The organism is Nonomuraea sp. NPDC003727 (genome assembly GCF_053586935.1).
Window position 1 is genome coordinate 1 of the sequence record NZ_JBSFNE010000035.1, and the last position, 17,147, is coordinate 17,147.

Sequence of the window (17,147 nt, forward strand, 5' to 3'; positions counted from 1 at the left end):
GCGTCACTTCGGACAGGGAGGGCATATGCGGGCCATGGCTGAGTTCCTGACCGACATCAAGACCATCCGCGAGCTCGAACTCCTGACCCCCTCCATGCCATGGAGGTGCGCTACCAACTGCGCTATAGCCCCTTGCGATGTTGGACAGTGTAGCCGAATCCGCCACCGACCACGAATCGGCGCCGTGCCAGGCTCTGTCCATGTCGATCGAAGTTTTCGAAGATCATCGCAAACTCCTGACAGGGGTGGCCTACCGGATCCTGGGCAGCGTCGCCGACGCCGAGGACGTGGTGCAGGAGGCGTGGCTGCGGTGGGCGGGGGTGGAGCACGAGACGGTCGAAGACGCCAGGGCCTACCTGATCCGCGTCACCTCGCGCCTGGCCGTCGACCGGCTCAGGTGGGCGCGGTCCCGGCGCGAGTCCTACGTGGGGCCGTGGCTGCCCGAACCGATCGGCACCACGCCGGACGCGGCCGAACGCGCCGAGCTCGCCGACACGGTGGAGCTGGCCCTGCTGGTGGTGCTGGAGACGTTGTCGCCGCTCGAACGGGCGGTGTTCGTGTTGCGGGAGGCGTTCGACCTGCCGTTCCCCGAGATCGCCGAGGTGATCGGCCGGAGTGAGGCGGCAACCAGGCAACTGGCCAAGCGGGCCCGGGACCACGTGCACGACAGGAGTCGCAGGTTCGACGCCGACCGGGGGCGGCGGCGGGACATCACCGCGCGGTTCCTCGAGGCGGCGGCCGGCGGCGACCTCGACGGGCTGATCGCGCTGCTGGCGCAGGAGGTGACGCTGGTCGGCGACGGCGGCGGCAAGGCTCGCGCGCCGCTGAGGGTACTGGTCGGCCAGGACAAGGTGGCCCGCTTCCTCGCCTCGGTCGGCAGGCCTGGCGAGATGGACAAGTTCATGGCGTCGGTCGGCGCGCAACCGCAGGCGGAGCTCGCGATGGCGGTGACCGAACTGAACGGGGCGCCCGCAGCGGTGTTGAGCGCGGCGGGCCGCGTGGTCACGGTGGTGTCGCTGGCGATCTCGGACGGGAAGATCGACACGATCTACCTCATCGCGAACCCCGACAAGCTGGGCCACCTCCGCCCCGCCTGACCGGAGCCCGGGTCCCGGGCGGTGGTCGCTGCCTGCGACACCGCGGACGGGCGGCGATCTCCAGCCGTCAAGCAGGAGTGTCGGCCCGTCGTACATGCAGGTGGCCGTCCCTCGGGAAAGGCGGCCGAGCCGGAAGGACCTGGTGATACTGGTATCTCGCCTTCTCCGCGACCCGGCACGAGGCGAGATTGTCCACCTGGTGGAGCAGGTCGAGACGTTCCAGGCCTTCGACCGCGAAGACGTCGAAGGCCCACGTGGTGAGCGCTTCGAGAGCGCGGGGGGCCACGCCCAGGCCACGGGCATGCGCTGCCGTCCAGTAGCCGACCTCCGCGGATTCCTTGCCGGGACCGGTCCGCTTCATGACCACGTTGCCGACCAACCGCATTCCGTCGGTGCCAGGATGATCGTCATGCACGGCGAAACTCAGCCGTTCTCCGGTCTCCCAGCCACGTCTCTGGAGCTCCAGCCACTCCGCCGCATCCTTGACGCTCTCGACCGGGAGCCTCGTCCAACGACGCAGCGTGGGATCGCGATAGGCCTTGATCAGCGGTTCGACGTCGCCATCATTCCAGGGGCGCAGGAAGAGCGCGGAGGCGGACGGCGTCGCGTCTGCCCACAAGGTGACATTCATCAAGGCCCTCCCTGAAAGATTCAACTGATCATCTCTCATCCGCGACCCCGCGCCCCCGCGTGAAAGCACCACCTCGACGAGAGGGGCCGATCTCTGTGACCCGCTCCAGGTCGTACGGCTAGTCAGAGCTCTCCACGCCCGCGGGGTGAGGAGCTGGTTCTCGGCCTGCTCGGTGACGCTGCGGTCGATTTCCGCGTCGTATGTGGCGACGCCAGGCAGCCCGCCTCACGTCGTGAGCTTGCGGTGTGCCGTGACGGCCGAGGCGAGGATCGCTCTGAGGTGCGGGGGTGGGGCAGGCGGCGGACTGGCGGCCACCGAGGGGTCGGTTCAGGCGGTACGGCGGGGCCGGTGGACGGGGATGCCCGCGGCCCGCACCAGCGCGGGCACGTCGGCTCCGCAGCGCCGCAGAAGGGCGGCGGTGCCGTCGGCGCCGTCGGCCAGCAGCCCCCACAGCAGCCGCTCGCCCGTCACCGGACCTGGCTTCCACATCGCCACCTCGATGACCTTCCGCGCGTGCGGCTCGAGCGCCAGCATGCCGAGCGGGCCCGACAGTGTGACGCGCAGCGGGTTGACGCGGGAGCGGCCGAGCCGCCAGCGGGCGGGGTCGTCGGCGCCGTGGCGGGTGCGCCGCCGTACCTCGTCGACGTCGATGCCGATGGCGGCGAGCAGTTCGCGGGTGCGGCCGGTGTCGAGGTGCGGGCGCAGCGTCTCGGCGGCGGGCAGGTGGGGCAGCGGGTGCTCCTCGGCCAGGCCGAGGAGCATCAGGTCGGGGGCGAGGGCGGTACGGCCCGCGTCCATGGACAGGATCCCGGCGCGCATCACGGCACGGCGGGCCGGTTCGGTGAATCTCTCGAACATCGAGAACACGGCTACCTCCCGATCCTGCGGGCGTGCTTGCGGTGCGCGGACTGCCGCCTGACGCCCAGCGCGTCGGCGATCTGTTCCCACGACCAGCCCTGTGCCCGCGCGTTGGTGACGTGGACGGCCTCCAGCTCCTCCAGCAGGCCGCGCAGGGCCGCCACCGCGGCGAGCCCCACGCCGGGGTCCCTGTCGGCGGCCGCCTCGGCGAGCTCGGTGACGTTCATGAGTGTCAGCATGTGCTGACAAGCACCCGCTTGTCAACCCAAGCTGACAGAGCGGCCTCGTGTCAGACGAGAGCGCCGTCGCGGGCGACGACCCGGCCCGCCTTCAGCACCAGCGACCTGGCGGGCCGGACGCAGACCGCCTCGGCGGCGTTGCGGGCCTCGATCACGACCAGGTCGGCCACGTCGCCCACGCCGAGGCCGTAGCTGTCCAGCCCGGTGACGCGCGCGCCGCCGTAGGTGGCCGCGTCGAGGGCCAGCTCGACGTCCTCGTCGAGCGGACCGGTCTGCTGGGCCTGCAGCAGCGCGCGGTCGAGCATGCACCCGGTGCCGAACGGGCTCCACAGGTCGCGCACGCCGTCGTTGCCCAGGGTCATCGGCACGCCCGCCGCCGCCAGCTCCTTCAGCGGCATCGCCCGGCCCGGCGGGGCGATGGAGGCGATGGCGACGCCCGCCTCGGCCAGCCCGTCGAGCAGTTCGGCCCGTACGGCGGGCGAAGCGTCGGAGAGCGCGAACCCGTGACTGACGGTGACCTTGCCGCGCAGGCCGAGGACCTTCGCGCGCTCGATGATGAGGCGGTACTGCCATTCGCCGAGCGAGCCGCGGTCGTGCAGGTGGATGTCGACGCCGACGCCGTGCTTGTCGGCCAGGCCGAACACGATGTCGAGGTGCTTGACCGCGTCGCTGTCGAGACCGGCAGGGTCGAGGCCGCCGATGAGGTCGACGCCCTGCTCGAGCGCCTGCTCCAGCAGGCGGTCGGTGCCCGGCGCGATGAGCAGGCCGGCCTGCGGGAAGGCGACGAGCTGGGCGGTGATGCGGCCCTCGTGGCGCGCGAGCGCCTCGCGGACGGCGTGGACGGCGTCCAGGCCCATGAGGGTGTCGACGTCCACGTGCGTGCGGACGTGGGTGGTGCCCAGCGTGATCATGTTGGCCAGGAGGGCGGAGATGTAGTCGGCGCTGGGGATGCCGAGTTCGGGACGGCGCTCCTGGCCGCCGCGGATCTTGCCCATGAGGCCGGGCGCGGAGCTGTGGGGCGTCCACGGGCCGCCCCACAGCGTCTTGTCGATGTGGGCGTGGCCGTCGATGAGGCCGGGGATGACCAGCTTGCCGCCGAGGTCCTCGACGGCGGCCGCGCCGCCCTGGAGCCCGGACCCGATCTCGGCGATGCGGCCGTCCCTGATCACCAGGTCGGCGGGGCCCGCGCCCCAGAGGTTGGCGTTGCGCAGCAGCAGCTCGGTCGTCATGGGAGTTAATGGTATACCGCTATGCCCCGCACAGGACGCGGGCAGCGGCCTCGGACCTCAGCCCGCGGGCGCGACCGTCGTGCGCATCGTGAGCGCGCTGCCGTCCGGCGACAGCGTGAGCGCCACGCTCACCGCGCCCAGCAGCGAGGTGCGCTTCACGTGCGTGCCGCCGCACGGGATGGAGACCTCCCCCTCGGGCAGCGCGCAGTGCCAGGTACGGCGGGCGGTGAGCCCCTGGTCCGGCACGTCGATCCAGACCGGCGCGTCGGCGCCGATCCACTCCTTGAGCGTGTCGTCGGCCCGCCGGGCGACCTCGTCGAGGTCGAGCCCCTCGGCGGAGAAGCCCTTCTTGCGCAGCGACTTGCCCAGCCGGTACTCGTCCACGCTGCCGTCGGGGATGATCCGCGACGAGGTGATCGCGCTCTGGTCGAAGTCGGGGTGGCCGAGGGCGTCGAGCCTGGCCTCCTTGCGCCAGTGGCCCGCCAGCGCGGCGTTGAGGGCCAGCGCGGCCAGGTGGCAGCCGGTGTGCCCGGCCGACAGCGCCCGGCGGTGGGCGGCGTCGACCTCGAGGTGGACCTCGGTCCCGACCTCGATCGGCGCCTCGGTGACGTGCACGACGAGCCACTGCCAGCCGTCGGTGCCCCGCCGTACGGGGATGTCCTCGCCGAGGAAGACCTCGCCCTCGGCCGACACCGCGCCGGTCACGCAGTCGACGACGGGCAGCCCGCCGATCGTGCCGCGATCGGCGGGCTGGTCGGGCCAGGTGTGGTCGAGCGGGTGGAAGGGAGTGGAAGCGGTGACGAGGCCGTGCCGTACCCCCGCCGGCACGGACCCCACGATCTCCGAACGGCCGCTGACCTGGCCTTGCGGGAAAGTGACAACAGTGGATCTCACACCGCTATGGTCTCAGCCTTCTCCTTCTCGGCCGGCACGGGGCGGCGGGCGCCCTCGTCCTCGAGGAAGCGGTTGCCCCCGGCGTACCAGCCGGTGAGAAGCTGGACGCCGACGACGGCGAGCATCATCAGGTACGGCACCTGCCACCCGCCGGTGACCTCGTACAGCACGCCGACCAGGAGCGGGCCCGCCCCGGCGATGAGGTAGCCGACGCTCTGTCCGAAGGCAGACAGCGCGGCGGTGGCCTCGGCGGTGCGGGTGCGCAGCGCGAGCATGGTCAGCGCCAGCGGGAACGAGCCCATCCCGATGCCCACGAACAGCACCCACACCCACGCGGTCGACGACGGGGCGAACCACAGGCCGAGGAAGCCGACCACGTAGAAGCCCACGAGCCCCGCCACGACCGGCCGCTGGTCGCGGAAGCGGGTGGCCAGCGAGGGCAGCACCAGGGAGACGGGAATGCTCAGCGCGGTGAAGACGCCGAGGATCATCCCGGCCTGGCCGGTGGTGTAGCCGCTGTCGGTGAGGATCTTGGCCAGCCAGCCGAACATGATGTAGGCGATCATCGACTGGGTGCCGAAGTAGACGGCCACCGCCCACGCCAGCTTGCTGCGCACCAGACGACCGCGGCTCGCCTGCGACCTGGTGGTGTCCCGCTCCGGCTCACTGCGCAACAGCGCAAGCCACGGAATGGCGGCGACGACCGCCAGTGCCGCCCACACGCCGAGCGCGACGTGCCAGTTGCCGTCGGCGGCACGCTCGATCGGGACGGTGGCGGAGGCGGCGAGCATGGTGCCCACCGCCAGGGCGGTGGTGTAGACGGTGGTCATGGCCCCCGCGCGGGCGGGGAAGTGGCGCTTGATCAGGGTGGGGATGAGCACGTTGCCGATCGCGCCGCCGGACAGCGCGACCGCGCTGCTCAGCAGGAAGACCGGGGCCGAGTCGACCGACGCCCTGACCACCAGCCCGACGCCGAGCGTGACCAGCGCCAGCAGGAGCAGGCGGTGCTCGCCGATCCTGCGGGCGAGGGACGGCGTGATCGCGCCGACCGTGGCGAAGGCGAGCACGGGCAGGGTGGTGAGGAGTCCCGTTCCGACGCTCGACATGCCGAGGCCTGCGGCCAGCCGGTCGAGCAGGGGGCCGACGCTGGTGACGGCGGTGCGCAGGTTCAGCGCCGCGAGGACGATTCCCAGTACGAGCAGCCAGGCCAACGAGCCGGTTCTGCCGCCTCTGGACTCTTGGGTGAGCACGCTCATGCTGGACCGATTCCTCCAGTCGTTGAATCATGGGATGACTTGATGAGTCACCAGCCTAACAGGACTGAAACAAACGTTTATTCCTGACCCATGAGACGGCGCGGCACGGCGGAGGCCGCGCGCGCACGAAAGAGCCCCCATCCCGGAGGGCGGGATGGGGGCGGGGGATGCGCTTCTCGCCAGGTCACGTACCGGCGGGCTCACGCGGCGACGTCCCGGGGGCCCTTGTGCGACGACGCCCCACGCGCCCGCGTGGTCACGCGACCCCGTACGACAAGCGACTAGAGGATCGGGCCGGGAGCCGGCGGCGGCTCCTCGCCGGGACGGCGACCGGCGGGCGGGACCGGTCCAGGGCCGGGCGGGGGCAGCTGGGGCTCACGGGGGTAGCCGTCACCGCCGACGACGTTCGGCGGTGCCGGCTCGCCGTAGCCCGTGCCCGCGCTGGAGCCGCGCTGATGCCTGCCCGGCACGTCACCGCGCCACGCGCCGGTCTCGCCGCCGCGCGACTCGATGAAGTCCTTGAACCGCTCGAGGTCGCCGCGCACGCGGGCGCGCACGATCTGCAGCCAGTCGCCGACGGTCTCGAGGAAGCCCTCGGGGTCGTACTCCATCTGGAGCGTGACCCTGGTGGTCGTGTCGTCGAGCCGGTGGAAGGTCACCACACCGGCCTGGTGCGGCTTGTCGACCGAGCGCCATGCGATCCGCTCGTCCGGGTGCTGTTCGGCGATCTCGGCGTCGAACTCCCTGGTGACCCCGGCGATGTCCACCAGCCAGTGCGTACGCGTGTCGGTCACCTGTTTGACCGACTCCACGCCCTCCATGAATTCGGGGAAGCTCTCGAACTGCGTCCACTGGTTGTAGGCGACGGAGACCGGAACCTTGACGTCAACTGAATGTTCGATGGTGCTCATGGCATCCCGAACTGCCCAGAAGGGCGGCCGGCTAACGCCTGCGCAGCAACCAGTAGAGGCCGACGAGCGGCAGCACGAGCGGAATGAACAGGTAGCCCCTGCCGTAGGCAGACCAGACCGTGTCGTGCGGGAAGGCCGACGGCGCCAGCAGGCTGGCCGTCCCGATGACCAGGACGCCCGCCAGCTCGATGCCGAGCGCCCACAGGGCCAGGCGGCGCGCGCCGCGGGCGAGGGCGACGGTCAGCAGGACGTAGACGGCGGCGGCGAAGGCCGACAGCGAGTACGCCAGGGGCGCCTCGCCGAACTTGGTCAGGATCTGCACGGCCGCCCGCGACCCGGCGGCCAGCGCGAACAGTCCGTAGAGGGCCAGCAGCGCCCGCCCCGGGCCGGTGCCGATGCCGGTGGGCCCGCTCACGCGCCGCCCCGCCCCGCCGTGCCCGCCCGGCGGCCCCGGCGGGAGCGCGGTCCGCTCGCCGTCATGCCACGCCCTGCCAGATCTGCAGCAGCCGTCCGGTCATCACCGCGATCGCGAACCCGGTGACGACCAGGATCGCCGACCCCCACCTGCTCCGCTCGGCCAACGCCAGGAACGCGCCCGCGGGCGGGATGAGCACGGTGCCGGCCAGGTAGCCGAACAGCGTGGCCTTGTCCTGCGGGCCCTGCCCGGCGGCGACGGCGGCGATCGCCACGCCCGCCTGGGCCAGCACGGCCACTTCCAGGACGGCGAAGCCGATCAGCAGGACCATGCCCATCGCGCGGTTGCGGATCGCGACGATGAGGCTCGTCAGGGCCAGCAGCAGGGAGCCGACGATGACGCAGGTCGCCAGGGTGGTGTTCATCGCGGGACAGGCTACCGCGCGCCCCTGCCGGTCTCGATACCGTCCGGCACCCGGCGCACGCGTGCGCGGAGTGCCGGCCGCGACGCCCGCCGCCCGAACCGGTCAGCGCTGCGCGGGCTGGTGTCCTTCCTGCCGATCGTCGCGGCGGAGGCGTCGGGCGGCACCAAGGGCGCGCTCGCGCTCATGCACCTGGCCGTGGCCGCCGTCCTCATCCCCGGGCTGCGGAGCGCGGGGGTCGCGAGGGCCGCCGGGCGATCCCCTGAGCGCGGCGCCTACGATTGATGGAGTGGAACGAATCCTGGTCAGCGCCTGCCTGATGGGCCGCCGTGTGCGCTACGACGGAGGCGCCAAGACCAGCACCGACGCCCTGCTCGCCGAGTGGCGCGAGCAGGGCAGGCTGGTGCCCTTCTGCCCCGAGGTCGAGGGCGGGCTGCCGACGCCCCGGCCGGCTGCCGAGATCGAGGGCGGCGCGGGGGGCGCGGCCGTGCTGGCGGGCGCCGCCCGCGTGCTCGACACCGAGGGCAGCGACGTCACCGGCGCCTTCCTGGCCGGCGCCCAGGGCGCTCTCACAGCCGCGAGCTCCTTCGGCATCAAGATGGCCGTCCTGAAGGAGGGCAGCCCGTCCTGCGGCGCGCTGACCATCTACGACGGCACCTTCCGCGGCCGCAGGACCCCTGGCCAGGGGGTCACCGCCAGCCTGCTGGAGTTGCACGGCATCAAGGTGTTCACCGAGGACCACATCGCCGAGGCGGGCGACTACCTGCGCGCCCTCGAGGCGTAGAGGGATCCCGCCAGACCCAGCACGAGCAGGGTGGCGATGATCCGGTGGTACCAGTCGTTGAGCGGCGTCGACTGGCCCGCGTCGAGGGTGCGGGCGACGACGCCGAGCAGGACGCCGCCCAGCGCGACGGCGTGGCCGAGCCGCAGGCCCGTCCAGGCCCAGGGCCTGGCCGCGAGCGCGCCGTACGCGCCGGTGACCAGCGCGGTGCCGCAGAGGGTCTCGACGATGACGGCGGGCACGATGACCGGCTCGGCGACCGGGCCGATGGCCACGCCGGCGTGCAGCAGCGCGCCGAGGTAGAAGCTGAGGGCGTAGCCGGCGGCGAGCGCGCCGAGGATCTTCCTGAGGCTGTTCACGCTTCCACGCTTGCAAGCACGGCCGCCGCCGCAATCCGCCCGTCGTGGGCATCGCCGCTACGCCCGGGGGCGTACCAGTACTCCCGGGTGCCGGTGCGGTCCGGCGCCGACCCCACCCTTCCCTTCTCCGCGTGGGCTTGACCCTGACACCGTGTCAGCCCATAGGTCCTGGCACCATGAAGCCGATGAAACACATCAGCCCCGGCGAGGCGGGGTTCGCACCGGACCTGGAGGAGCGGCTCGCGGCCAGGTTCGGCGAGTTGCACGGGCTCGTGGTGCTCAAGGACGGCGCGCTGCTGTTCGAGCGGTACGGCGCGGGCGAGGACCACTCGTGGAACGTCTCCCTCGGCGTGGTGACCTTCGGCCCCGACACGCTGCACGACATCAGATCGGTCACCAAGAGCGTCGTCGGCCTCCTGTACGGCATCGCGCTGGCCGACGGCCTGGTGCCCGATCCTGAGCAGCCGCTGCTCGCGCACTTCCCCGAGTACTCCGACCTGGCCGCCGACCCGCGAAGGGCGGCGCTGAAGGTCGAGCACGCGCTGACCATGACGCTGGGCCTGGAATGGCGGGAGGACCTGCCGTACACGACGCCGGAGAACAGCGAGATCGCGATGGAGCTCGCGCCCGACCGGCACCGCTTCGTCCTGGAGCGGCCGATCGTCGAGGAGCCGGGACGGCGCTGGCACTACTGCGGCGGCGCGTCGGCGCTCCTGGCCCGGCTCATCGTCAAGGGCTCCGGCCTGCCGCTGCCCGAGTTCGCGCGCAGGCGGCTGTTCGAGCCGCTCGGCATCGGGGCCTTCGAGTGGCTGGCGGGCGACGACGGGGTGCACTCGGCCGCCTCGGGCCTGCGGCTGGCGCCACGCGACCTGGCTCGGATCGGTCAGGCCGTGCTGGACGACGGCGCGGGCGTCGTGCCCGCCTCGTGGCTCGGCAGGGCGCTGCGCCCGAAGGTGGAGGTCGACGAGGGCACCGCCTACGGCTACCAGTGGTGGCTGGGCACGGGCAGCCCGCCGTTCGTGGCGGGTAACGGCAACGGCGGCCAGCGCCTGGTCGTCCACCGCGATCTCGGCCTGGTCGTGGTCACCACCGCGGGCGGTTACGACTCTCCCGAGGTGTGGGAGACGACCCAGGCCGTCCTGGACGGGCTGCTGGCGGCGCGCGTCACGAGTTGACCCCGCTTCACCAGGGCGTCCGGTGTCAAACCCGGACGGCGGGGAAGCTCCATGGCATGTTCATCGATCGGGCGGACGCTGGGCGGCGGCTCGCCGCCCAGCTGCGGCATCTGGCGAAGGAGGATCCCGTCGTCCTGGGGCTGCCGCGCGGCGGGGTGGCCGTCGCCTTCGAGATCGCCAGGGCGCTCGACGCGCCGCTGGACGTGGCGCTGGTGCGCAAGCTGGGTGTGCCGGGCCGGCCGGAACTGGGGTTCGGCGCCCTCGGCGAGGACGGCGTGCGCGTCGAGAACGAGTCGCTGATGCGGGCGGCGGGCGTGACACCCGAGGACGCCGCGCGGGTGGCCGAGCGGGAGCGCGCCGTCATCGAGCAGCGGGCCGAGCGGCTGCGGGCGGGACGGGCGAGGGTCCCGCTGGCCGGCCGTACCGTCATCGTGGTCGACGACGGCATCGCGACGGGTGCGACGGCGCGGGCGGCGTGCGCGGTGGCCAGGGCGCACAGGGCGGCGAAGGTGGTCGTGGCCGTGCCGGTGCGGGCACCCGGCACGGTGCTGCCCGAGGCCGACGAGGTGGTGTGCCTGAGCGAGCCGCAGGGGCTGCGGGCGATCTCGCAGTGGTACGAGAACTTCGACCAGGTCAGCGAGGACGAGGTGATCGAGCTGCTCGACCGGGCGTCCTCGGGCGTGCCGCACGAGACGCTGTCGGACGCCGACGTCTTCGTGGGCGAGGTCGAGCTGACCGTGCCGCAGGGGGCGGGCGGGATCGTGGTGTTCGCGCACGGCAGCGGCAGCGGCCGGCACAGCCCCCGCAACCAGCAGGTCGCCGCCACGCTCAACCACGCGCGGCTGGGCACGCTGCTGTTCGACCTGACCCGCCAGGACGAGGACGTCTTCGACATCCCGCTGCTGGCCGAGCGGCTGCTCAGGGCCACGGCCTGGGTGCGCCGGCGGATGCCCGCGGCGCGGATCGGCTTCTTCGGCGCCAGCACGGGCGCGGCGGCGGCGCTGTGGGCGGCCGCCGAGCTGCGCGACGAGGTCGCCGCCGTCGTCTCCCGCGGCGGCCGCCCCGACCTGGCGGGCGCCCGGCTGCGCGAGGTGACCGCGCCGACGCTGCTCGTCGTGGGCGAGCGTGACCACACGGTGCTGTCGCTGAACCGCGCGGCGCAGCAGCAGCTCCACTGCCCCAACAAGCTGGAGATCGTGCCCGGCGCGACGCACCTGTTCGAGGAGCCGGGAACGCTCCAGGTGGTGGCCGAGCTGGCGAGCGCGTGGTTCGCGCGGCATCTCAACCGTTGAGCACCTCGACAGGATGATCCAAACCTTTTGCCGATTTCCCGAGTCAAACAGTGACACCGGACATGGGGGCCCGGCGACACATCGCTACGGGGAAGGAAATCGGCACATGCCTGTCGACCTCACCAACGCACGACCTCTGGCCTGGGATTCGGCCACGCTCGACGCGGACACCAAGGAGATGCTCGACAATCTCCAGCCGAACATCCTGCGCGCTCATGTTCGCGAGCACCTTTCTCTCCTTTTCATCAGATTCAACGACATTTCAGATGGCAAGCGCTTTTTACGGACAATTGCCACCAGGCATCTCAAGTCCGCCCGCAAGCACCTTGAAGAGGTGCGGGCCTTCGGCAAGGACGGGCGGCCCGGCACGCCGTACGTCGGGATCGGCATCAGCAAGGCCGGCTACCGCGACCTCGGCCACAGCGTCGAGGACCTGCGCAGGTTCGGCGACCGCGCCTTCCGCGACGGCATGAAGCGCAGGATCACCGAGGTCAACGACCCTGCCGTGACCGAGTGGGAGGCGGCCTACCAGCGCGAGATCCACGCCGTCGTGCTCATCGGCGACGCCCGGCCCGAGCCCGTCGCCAAGCTCAGGAAGGAGATCCTCGGCCAGCTGCCCGGCACCGCCCGGGTGCTCGGCGAGGAGACCGGCGCCGGCATGCGCAACCCGGCGGGCGACGGCATCGAGCACTTCGGCTACGTCGACGGCCGCAGCCAGCCGCTGTTCGTCGCCGACGAGGTCGCCAAGGAGCCGCGCAAGCACTGGAACCCGGCCTTCCCGCTGGGCAACGTGCTGGTCGCCGACCCGTTCGCGCCCGACGCGAACCGGCACTTCGGCAGCTACTTCGTCTTCCGCAAGCTGGAGCAGGACGTCAGGGCCTTCAAGGAGATCGAGCGGGACCTGGCCGACGCCCTCCGCCTGACCGGCGCCGACCGCGACCGGGCCGGCGCGATGCTGGTCGGCCGCTTCAAGGACGGCACCCCGATCACGGAGAAGGCCAGGGCGGGCGGCGGCCCGGTCGGCAACGACTTCACCTTCGACGCCGACACCGGCGACAGGTGCCCGTTCAGCGGCCACATCCGCAAGACCAACCCCCGGTTCGACAGCATCAGGAACGTGCTGATGGCCCGGCGCGGCCAGACCTACGGCGAGCGCGCCGACCGGCCGTGGGACGACGCACCGCCGGAGACCAGGCCGAGCGGCGGCGTGGGGCTGCTGTTCATGGCGTTCAACTCGAGCCTGGAGAACCAGTTCGAGTTCACCCAGCGCGACTGGGCCGACAACGCCGACTTCCTCAACCCGGGCACCGGGCACGACCCGGTGATCGGGCAGGGCGTCCGCGACATCAAGGTCGCCTTCCCCAAGGTCTGGGGCAGGCCGGAGCAGTCGGCGCCGCAGGCACAGGTCGCTCAGACGGTCACGATGCGGGGCGGGGAGTACTTCTTCATGCCCTCCCTGGCCTACCTGCGCGCCCTCTGACCCTCCCGGCTCGGGGTACGGCCGGCCGTACCCCGGGCTATCCCCCGCCCGTCCGTCCCCAGGGTCGTCCCTCGCCCGTCCGTCCCCAGGGTCGTCCCTCGCCCGTCCGTCCCCCGGGTCGTCCCCCGCCCGGTCGTCCCCGGGTCGTCCCTCGCCCGGCCGCCCCGGGCGGTACGGGATCCACGGCCTGCGGAGGCCTGTGCGGATCAGGCCTGATGCCGTAGCATCCACGGCTTATGAGCATCGGCAACGCCTTCATGGGGCTCCTGTTCATCATCCCGTCGCTGATCCTCTCCGTCGTCGGCATCGTGCTGACCGCCCGCGCCAGGGGCGAGCACGGCAGGGCGGCCACGTTCGGCCTGACCGGCTGCGTCTTGCTGCTGCTGGGCGCCATCCTGCAAGGGGTATGGCAGGTCCTGCTCCCCGCGGTCGTCGAGTCGGCCGGCTACGAGATGTTCGCGCTGGTGAACGCCGTGGCCGGGTTCGTGTTCATGATGGTCGGCGTGATCGGCACCGGTCTGCTGATCGCCGGCGTGGTCGCCCGCCGCACCCCACCGCAGCGCGAGCCGTACCAGCAGCAGGCGCCGGGCTGGCAGCAGCCGCCCCCGCCCGGTCAGTGGCCCACCCGCTAGTCCCCGCCCCCGCATGGCCGGGTCGCCGTGCCCGCCCTCCGCTCCTGTCACCAGAATTCGTGGCATGCGAGCAATGCCGGATCGGTATCGCGATGTGGGACCGCTGGCTATATTCAGCGGGAGAGATCGTCGAGGTTCGCGGGGGGATGCATGACGTCAGAGGGCGATCCCGACCACACGGTCCGCATCCGGCGTCCGCAGCCGGGCCAGCCGCTGCCGGTCCAGCCTCCGGCGAGACCGCCCGCCCCGCCACCCACAGGACCACACGCCGGGCCACCCACGGGACCGCACGCCGGCCCGCATCCCGGGCCCTATGCCGCGCCGCCGTCCACCGGCCCTCATGTCGGCCCGCCCACGGGGCCGCACGCCGGGCCTCATACCGGGCCTCATACCGGGCCCCATGCCGGGCCGCCGTCCACCGGGCCTCATCCCGGGCCGCCCGCGGGGCCGCGTCCGGGCTCGCCTGCCGGGCCGCCGGGGCAGTCGGCCTTCGAGGGGCCGGGGACGGTCCGCCTGCCGTACACGCCGGACGAGCTCCCGCCGGTGGTCTACGGCCCGCCGCCGAAACCGCGCCGGCACCTGGTGGTGATCGGGGTGATCCTGTTCCTGCTCCTCGTGGGCGCTTTGGTGTTCGGGGCGCTCCGGCTGACCGCGGCGGCCGCCGACACCGGCCGCCCGCACGGCACCGCCCAGGGCCTGGCCGGTCCCCGGTAGGAACGCGCTGGAGGATCCTCCAAAACCGCCACGGTTCACGGGCCCGAGTTTCGTGAGCGGGGGACGCGCGCGGGAGACACGCGGTTGATGTACTGGCCGCATCCCCCCGACCTCCGGAGCGCCACATGACACACCCGGTGGACCAACGCTTACCCCTCCCCCAGACCGCCGCCCTCGGCCTGCAGCACGTGCTCGCGATGTACGCGGGAGCGGTCGCGGTGCCCCTCATCGTCGGCGGCGCGATGAAGCTCCCGCCCGCGGACCTCGCCTACCTCATCAACGCCGACCTGCTCGTCTCCGGCATCGCCACGCTGATCCAGTGCGTGGGTGTGTGGCGCTTCGGCGTCCGCCTGCCGATCATGCAGGGCTGCACCTTCGCCGCCGTCACGCCCATGGTGCTCATCGGCACGACCGGCGGCGGGCTGCCCGCGATCTACGGAGCCGTGATCGTCTCAGGACTGCTGGTGGTGGCGATCGCGCCGTTCTTCAGCAGGCTGCTGCGCTTCTTCCCGCCGCTGGTGACCGGCACGGTCATCACGATCATCGGGATCTCGCTGCTGCCGGTGGCCGCCACGTGGGCGGCGGGAGGCGCGGGCGCTCCGACGTACGGCGAGCCGCGCAACATCGCGCTCGCCGCGGGCGTCCTGGCGCTCGTCATCGCCCTCCACCGGTTCGCCCCGCCCGCGCTGGCGCGCATCGCCGTGCTGCTGGGGATCGTGATCGGCACGCTGGCCGCCATCCCGTTCGGGTTCACCGACTTCTCCCATGTCGGGCAGGCCGGCCTGCTCGGCGTCAGCACGCCGTTCCACTTCGGGATGCCCACCTTCGAGGCGGCCGCCATCGTCTCGATGACCATCGTGATGCTGGTGTCGATGACGGAGACGACGGGCGACTTTATCGCGGTGGCCGAGATCACCGAGTCGGAACTGCGGCCGGGGCGGCTGGCCGACGGCCTGCGCGCCGACGGCCTGTCGACGGCGCTCGGCGGCGTCTTCAACACCTTCCCCTACACCGCCTTCGCGCAGAACGTCGGCCTGGTCGGCCTGACGGGCGTGCGGAGCCGCTGGGTGGTCGCGGCGGCCGGCGGCATCCTGGTGCTGCTCGGGTTGTTCCCGATGCTCGGCGCCATCGTGGCCGCGGTGCCGTCCGCGGTGCTCGGCGGGGCGGGGCTGGCGATGTTCGGCACGGTCGCCGCCACGGGCATCCGCACGCTGTCGAGGGTGAGCTTCGCCGGCAACTCCAACCTGCTCGTCGTGGCGGTGTCGATCGGCATCGCGCTGGTGCCGCTGGGTGCCGAGGGGATCTACGACAGGTTCCCCCACTGGTTCCAGATCATCATGCACAGCGGCATCAGCGCCGGTTGTGTCGCGGTCATCCTGCTCAACCTGCTCTTCAACCACACCGGCAGGAAGGTGGCCCCTCAGAGCTGACGCAGCGTGCGGGCCAGGCCGTCGGGCGAGTCACTGCGCGCCACCACCGCGCCGAGCACCTCGCGCAGCGTCGCCACCTCGGCCTCGCCCAGCTCGGCGGCCATCCGCCGCTCGAAGTCCACGTGAAAGTCGTGCGCGGTCGCCATCAGCGCGCGGGCGGCGCCGGTGAGGTGCAGCATCTTCACCCGCCCGTCGGCGGGGTCGGCGACCCGTTCGACGTATCCGGCGGCCACCATCTCCTCGACCGTCTTGGCGGCGCCCTGCGGGGTGATCTGCAGCTTGGCGGCGAGCCCGCTGGTCGTGGTGGGCTCCACCGCCAGCACCTTGAACGCGTAGCCGAACGTGGGCCGCAGGTCGGTGAACCCGTGTTCGGCCAGGTGCTCGTGGAGCTCGGCGACGAACTGGTTGAAGGCGAGCCCGAGCAGCACACCGAAATCCATTGACAACCCCTCCTCGGATATACAACCATGGTTGAACACCTTGGTTGTAGATCTGCGGAAAGGATACCACCCATGCCCATCGTGAGCGGAGCGGACGCTCCCGTTTACACCATCGGCACCACCCGCTTCACCGGCCTGGCGGCGCCGAGCCGGGGCGCGTCGGAGACCTGCGTCTGGCGCACCACGGTCGCGCCGGGCACCGAACCGAACGAGCACTCCTTCGACCGCGAGGAAGTCCTGGTCGTCATCGCGGGCAGCGGCGTGGCGCGCCTCGACGGGACCGAGCACACCATCACCTCGGGCGACGCGATCGTGGTGCCGGCGGGCGTCCGGTTCGGCCTGGGCAACCCGCACGCCGAACCGATGGAGCTGATCGTCGCACTGCCCGTCGGCGCCCTGGCCACGCTGGCCGACGGCACCACCCTCGTCCCGCCGGCGGCGGTGTGATGACCGTCGTCCGCGGCGCAGACGCGCCCACCTTCACCGTCCCCCACGTCACCGCCACCGGCCTGGCGGCGCCCAGCAGGGGCGCGCGAGAGACCTGCGCCTGGCGCTTCACGATCGCCTCGGGCGCGCCCGAGGACAACGTCCACATGGTCGACAGGGAGGAGATCTTCGTCGTGCTGTCCGGCGGCGTGCGCGCGACCGTGGCGGATGAGGCGCATGCGCTCACCGCCGGCGACGCGCTGATCGTGCCGCCGCACACACCGTTCGCCCTGGGCAACCCGTACGGCGAGCCCGCCGAACTCGTCGCGGTGCTGCCCGTCGGCGGCCGGGCCATCATGCCGGGAATGGAGCCCTTCATCCCACCATGGGCGCAGTGAATGGCCCCTGACTCTCGGAAACCGAGCCCGTACGGTTGGGCGTCGAGAACGGACGGGCCATGACCGGAA

The 17,147-nt window shown here is 72.1% G+C and carries 22 protein-coding genes; 11 read left to right on the plus strand and 11 right to left on the minus strand.

Annotated features, from left to right (window positions below; translation table 11 throughout):
• Positions 1 to 200 precede the first annotated feature (200 nt).
• Positions 201 to 1,097: an RNA polymerase sigma-70 factor gene (locus tag ACWDLG_RS43205; RefSeq protein WP_449931188.1), complete on the plus strand. Its 897-nt coding sequence runs from the start codon at positions 201 to 203 to the stop codon at positions 1,095 to 1,097.
• Positions 1,098 to 1,164: 67 nt separating this feature from the next.
• On the opposite strand, the gene ACWDLG_RS43210 is transcribed toward ACWDLG_RS43205, so the two are convergent.
• The 9 genes from ACWDLG_RS43210 to ACWDLG_RS43250 all read right to left on the minus strand — a co-directional run bounded on the left by ACWDLG_RS43210 (position 1,165) and on the right by ACWDLG_RS43250 (position 7,954).
• Positions 1,165 to 1,728 (minus strand): GNAT family N-acetyltransferase, encoded by a 564-nt coding sequence (locus ACWDLG_RS43210; protein WP_449931190.1) that lies wholly within the window; start codon positions 1,726 to 1,728, stop codon positions 1,165 to 1,167.
• Positions 1,729 to 2,055: 327 nt separating this feature from the next.
• A complete protein-coding gene (locus ACWDLG_RS43215) occupies positions 2,056 to 2,595 on the minus strand; it encodes a Clp protease N-terminal domain-containing protein (protein ID WP_449931192.1) in 540 nt (179 codons plus the stop codon).
• A gap of 2 nt (positions 2,596 to 2,597) precedes the next feature.
• Positions 2,598 to 2,813, minus strand: a complete 216-nt coding sequence (locus ACWDLG_RS43220; RefSeq protein WP_449931194.1) for an RNA polymerase subunit sigma-70 — start codon at positions 2,811 to 2,813, stop codon at positions 2,598 to 2,600.
• Between the two features lie 62 nt (positions 2,814 to 2,875).
• Entirely contained in the window at positions 2,876 to 4,054 is a 1,179-nt protein-coding gene (locus ACWDLG_RS43225; protein ID WP_449931196.1) for an amidohydrolase, read from the minus strand.
• Positions 4,055 to 4,111: 57 nt separating this feature from the next.
• Positions 4,112 to 4,948: a metal-dependent hydrolase gene (locus ACWDLG_RS43230; RefSeq protein WP_449931198.1), complete on the minus strand. Its 837-nt coding sequence runs from the start codon at positions 4,946 to 4,948 to the stop codon at positions 4,112 to 4,114.
• Positions 4,945 to 6,204 carry a CynX/NimT family MFS transporter gene (locus ACWDLG_RS43235; protein WP_354916470.1) on the minus strand — a complete coding sequence of 420 codons (1,260 nt, stop codon included), beginning with the start codon at positions 6,202 to 6,204 and terminating at the stop codon, positions 4,945 to 4,947. The genes ACWDLG_RS43230 and ACWDLG_RS43235 overlap by 4 nt, the downstream gene beginning before the upstream one ends.
• A 281-nt stretch (positions 6,205 to 6,485) precedes the next feature.
• Positions 6,486 to 7,115, minus strand: a complete 630-nt coding sequence (locus tag ACWDLG_RS43240) for an SRPBCC family protein (protein ID WP_449931200.1) — start codon at positions 7,113 to 7,115, stop codon at positions 6,486 to 6,488.
• A gap of 31 nt (positions 7,116 to 7,146) precedes the next feature.
• Positions 7,147 to 7,530: a hypothetical protein gene (locus ACWDLG_RS43245; protein WP_354916465.1), complete on the minus strand. Its 384-nt coding sequence runs from the start codon at positions 7,528 to 7,530 to the stop codon at positions 7,147 to 7,149.
• 61 nt (positions 7,531 to 7,591) lie between these two features.
• Positions 7,592 to 7,954: a hypothetical protein gene (locus ACWDLG_RS43250; RefSeq protein WP_449931203.1), complete on the minus strand. Its 363-nt coding sequence runs from the start codon at positions 7,952 to 7,954 to the stop codon at positions 7,592 to 7,594.
• A gap of 120 nt (positions 7,955 to 8,074) precedes the next feature.
• On the opposite strand from ACWDLG_RS43250, the gene ACWDLG_RS43255 reads away from it, so the two are divergent.
• Positions 8,075 to 8,236: a DUF6069 family protein gene (locus tag ACWDLG_RS43255; RefSeq protein WP_449931205.1), complete on the plus strand. Its 162-nt coding sequence runs from the start codon at positions 8,075 to 8,077 to the stop codon at positions 8,234 to 8,236.
• A gap of 4 nt (positions 8,237 to 8,240) precedes the next feature.
• Positions 8,241 to 8,735 (plus strand): DUF523 domain-containing protein, encoded by a 495-nt coding sequence (locus ACWDLG_RS43260; RefSeq protein ID WP_449931207.1) that lies wholly within the window; start codon positions 8,241 to 8,243, stop codon positions 8,733 to 8,735.
• Here ACWDLG_RS43260 and ACWDLG_RS43265 read toward each other — a convergent pair.
• Complete coding sequence (locus ACWDLG_RS43265; protein WP_449931209.1) at positions 8,711 to 9,091, minus strand: hypothetical protein; 381 nt, start codon at positions 9,089 to 9,091, stop codon at positions 8,711 to 8,713. The two genes, ACWDLG_RS43260 and ACWDLG_RS43265, sit on opposite strands and share 25 nt — an antisense overlap.
• Positions 9,092 to 9,276: 185 nt before the next feature.
• Between ACWDLG_RS43265 and ACWDLG_RS43270 the strand changes: the two genes are divergently transcribed.
• The 6 genes from ACWDLG_RS43270 (at position 9,277) to ACWDLG_RS43295 (ending at position 15,814) form a co-directional block, all read left to right on the plus strand.
• Entirely contained in the window at positions 9,277 to 10,266 is a 990-nt protein-coding gene (locus ACWDLG_RS43270) for a serine hydrolase domain-containing protein (protein ID WP_449931211.1), read from the plus strand.
• 56 nt (positions 10,267 to 10,322) lie between these two features.
• On the plus strand, positions 10,323 to 11,558 hold the full coding sequence (locus tag ACWDLG_RS43275; RefSeq protein WP_449931213.1) for an alpha/beta family hydrolase: 1,236 nt from the start codon (positions 10,323 to 10,325) through the stop codon (positions 11,556 to 11,558).
• A gap of 106 nt (positions 11,559 to 11,664) precedes the next feature.
• Positions 11,665 to 13,038, plus strand: coding sequence for a Dyp-type peroxidase (locus tag ACWDLG_RS43280; protein WP_449931215.1), 1,374 nt, complete (start codon positions 11,665 to 11,667; stop codon positions 13,036 to 13,038).
• 236 nt (positions 13,039 to 13,274) lie between these two features.
• On the plus strand, positions 13,275 to 13,670 hold the full coding sequence (locus ACWDLG_RS43285) for a hypothetical protein (protein WP_354916439.1): 396 nt from the start codon (positions 13,275 to 13,277) through the stop codon (positions 13,668 to 13,670).
• 543 nt (positions 13,671 to 14,213) lie between these two features.
• A complete protein-coding gene (locus ACWDLG_RS43290) occupies positions 14,214 to 14,384 on the plus strand; it encodes a hypothetical protein (protein WP_354916437.1) in 171 nt (56 codons plus the stop codon).
• Between the two features lie 137 nt (positions 14,385 to 14,521).
• Complete coding sequence (locus ACWDLG_RS43295; protein ID WP_449931218.1) at positions 14,522 to 15,814, plus strand: nucleobase:cation symporter-2 family protein; 1,293 nt, start codon at positions 14,522 to 14,524, stop codon at positions 15,812 to 15,814.
• Here the strand turns inward: ACWDLG_RS43295 and ACWDLG_RS43300 are convergent.
• On the minus strand, positions 15,805 to 16,254 hold the full coding sequence (locus ACWDLG_RS43300) for a MarR family winged helix-turn-helix transcriptional regulator (RefSeq protein WP_354916431.1): 450 nt from the start codon (positions 16,252 to 16,254) through the stop codon (positions 15,805 to 15,807). The two genes, ACWDLG_RS43295 and ACWDLG_RS43300, sit on opposite strands and share 10 nt — an antisense overlap.
• Before the next feature lie 72 nt (positions 16,255 to 16,326).
• On the opposite strand from ACWDLG_RS43300, the gene ACWDLG_RS43305 reads away from it, so the two are divergent.
• Both ACWDLG_RS43305 and ACWDLG_RS43310 read left to right on the plus strand, forming a co-directional pair.
• Entirely contained in the window at positions 16,327 to 16,701 is a 375-nt protein-coding gene (locus tag ACWDLG_RS43305; RefSeq protein ID WP_354916429.1) for a cupin domain-containing protein, read from the plus strand.
• A complete protein-coding gene (locus tag ACWDLG_RS43310) occupies positions 16,701 to 17,078 on the plus strand; it encodes a cupin domain-containing protein (RefSeq protein ID WP_449931220.1) in 378 nt (125 codons plus the stop codon). Before ACWDLG_RS43305 ends, ACWDLG_RS43310 begins: the two co-directional genes overlap by 1 nt.
• Positions 17,079 to 17,147: the final 69 nt, after the last annotated feature.

Bases quoted from the DNA above. Each gene is read 5' to 3' on its own strand.
- ACWDLG_RS43310 (WP_449931220.1), top strand. From the start codon at position 16,701: ATGACCGTCGTCCGCGGCGCAGACGCGCCCACCTTCACCGTCCCCCAC.
- ACWDLG_RS43210 (WP_449931190.1), bottom strand. From the start codon at position 1,728: ATGAATGTCACCTTGTGGGCAGACGCGACGCCGTCCGCCTCCGCGCTC.
- ACWDLG_RS43305 (WP_354916429.1), top strand. From the start codon at position 16,327: ATGCCCATCGTGAGCGGAGCGGACGCTCCCGTTTACACCATCGGCACC.
- ACWDLG_RS43300 (WP_354916431.1), bottom strand. From the start codon at position 16,254: ATGGATTTCGGTGTGCTGCTCGGGCTCGCCTTCAACCAGTTCGTCGCC.
- ACWDLG_RS43205 (WP_449931188.1), top strand. From the start codon at position 201: ATGTCGATCGAAGTTTTCGAAGATCATCGCAAACTCCTGACAGGGGTG.
- ACWDLG_RS43240 (WP_449931200.1), bottom strand. From the start codon at position 7,115: ATGAGCACCATCGAACATTCAGTTGACGTCAAGGTTCCGGTCTCCGTC.
- ACWDLG_RS43285 (WP_354916439.1), top strand. From the start codon at position 13,275: ATGAGCATCGGCAACGCCTTCATGGGGCTCCTGTTCATCATCCCGTCG.
- ACWDLG_RS43225 (WP_449931196.1), bottom strand. From the start codon at position 4,054: ATGACGACCGAGCTGCTGCTGCGCAACGCCAACCTCTGGGGCGCGGGC.
- ACWDLG_RS43235 (WP_354916470.1), bottom strand. From the start codon at position 6,204: ATGAGCGTGCTCACCCAAGAGTCCAGAGGCGGCAGAACCGGCTCGTTG.
- ACWDLG_RS43250 (WP_449931203.1), bottom strand. From the start codon at position 7,954: ATGAACACCACCCTGGCGACCTGCGTCATCGTCGGCTCCCTGCTGCTG.
- ACWDLG_RS43275 (WP_449931213.1), top strand. From the start codon at position 10,323: ATGTTCATCGATCGGGCGGACGCTGGGCGGCGGCTCGCCGCCCAGCTG.
- ACWDLG_RS43220 (WP_449931194.1), bottom strand. From the start codon at position 2,813: ATGAACGTCACCGAGCTCGCCGAGGCGGCCGCCGACAGGGACCCCGGC.
- ACWDLG_RS43270 (WP_449931211.1), top strand. From the start codon at position 9,277: ATGAAACACATCAGCCCCGGCGAGGCGGGGTTCGCACCGGACCTGGAG.
- ACWDLG_RS43280 (WP_449931215.1), top strand. From the start codon at position 11,665: ATGCCTGTCGACCTCACCAACGCACGACCTCTGGCCTGGGATTCGGCC.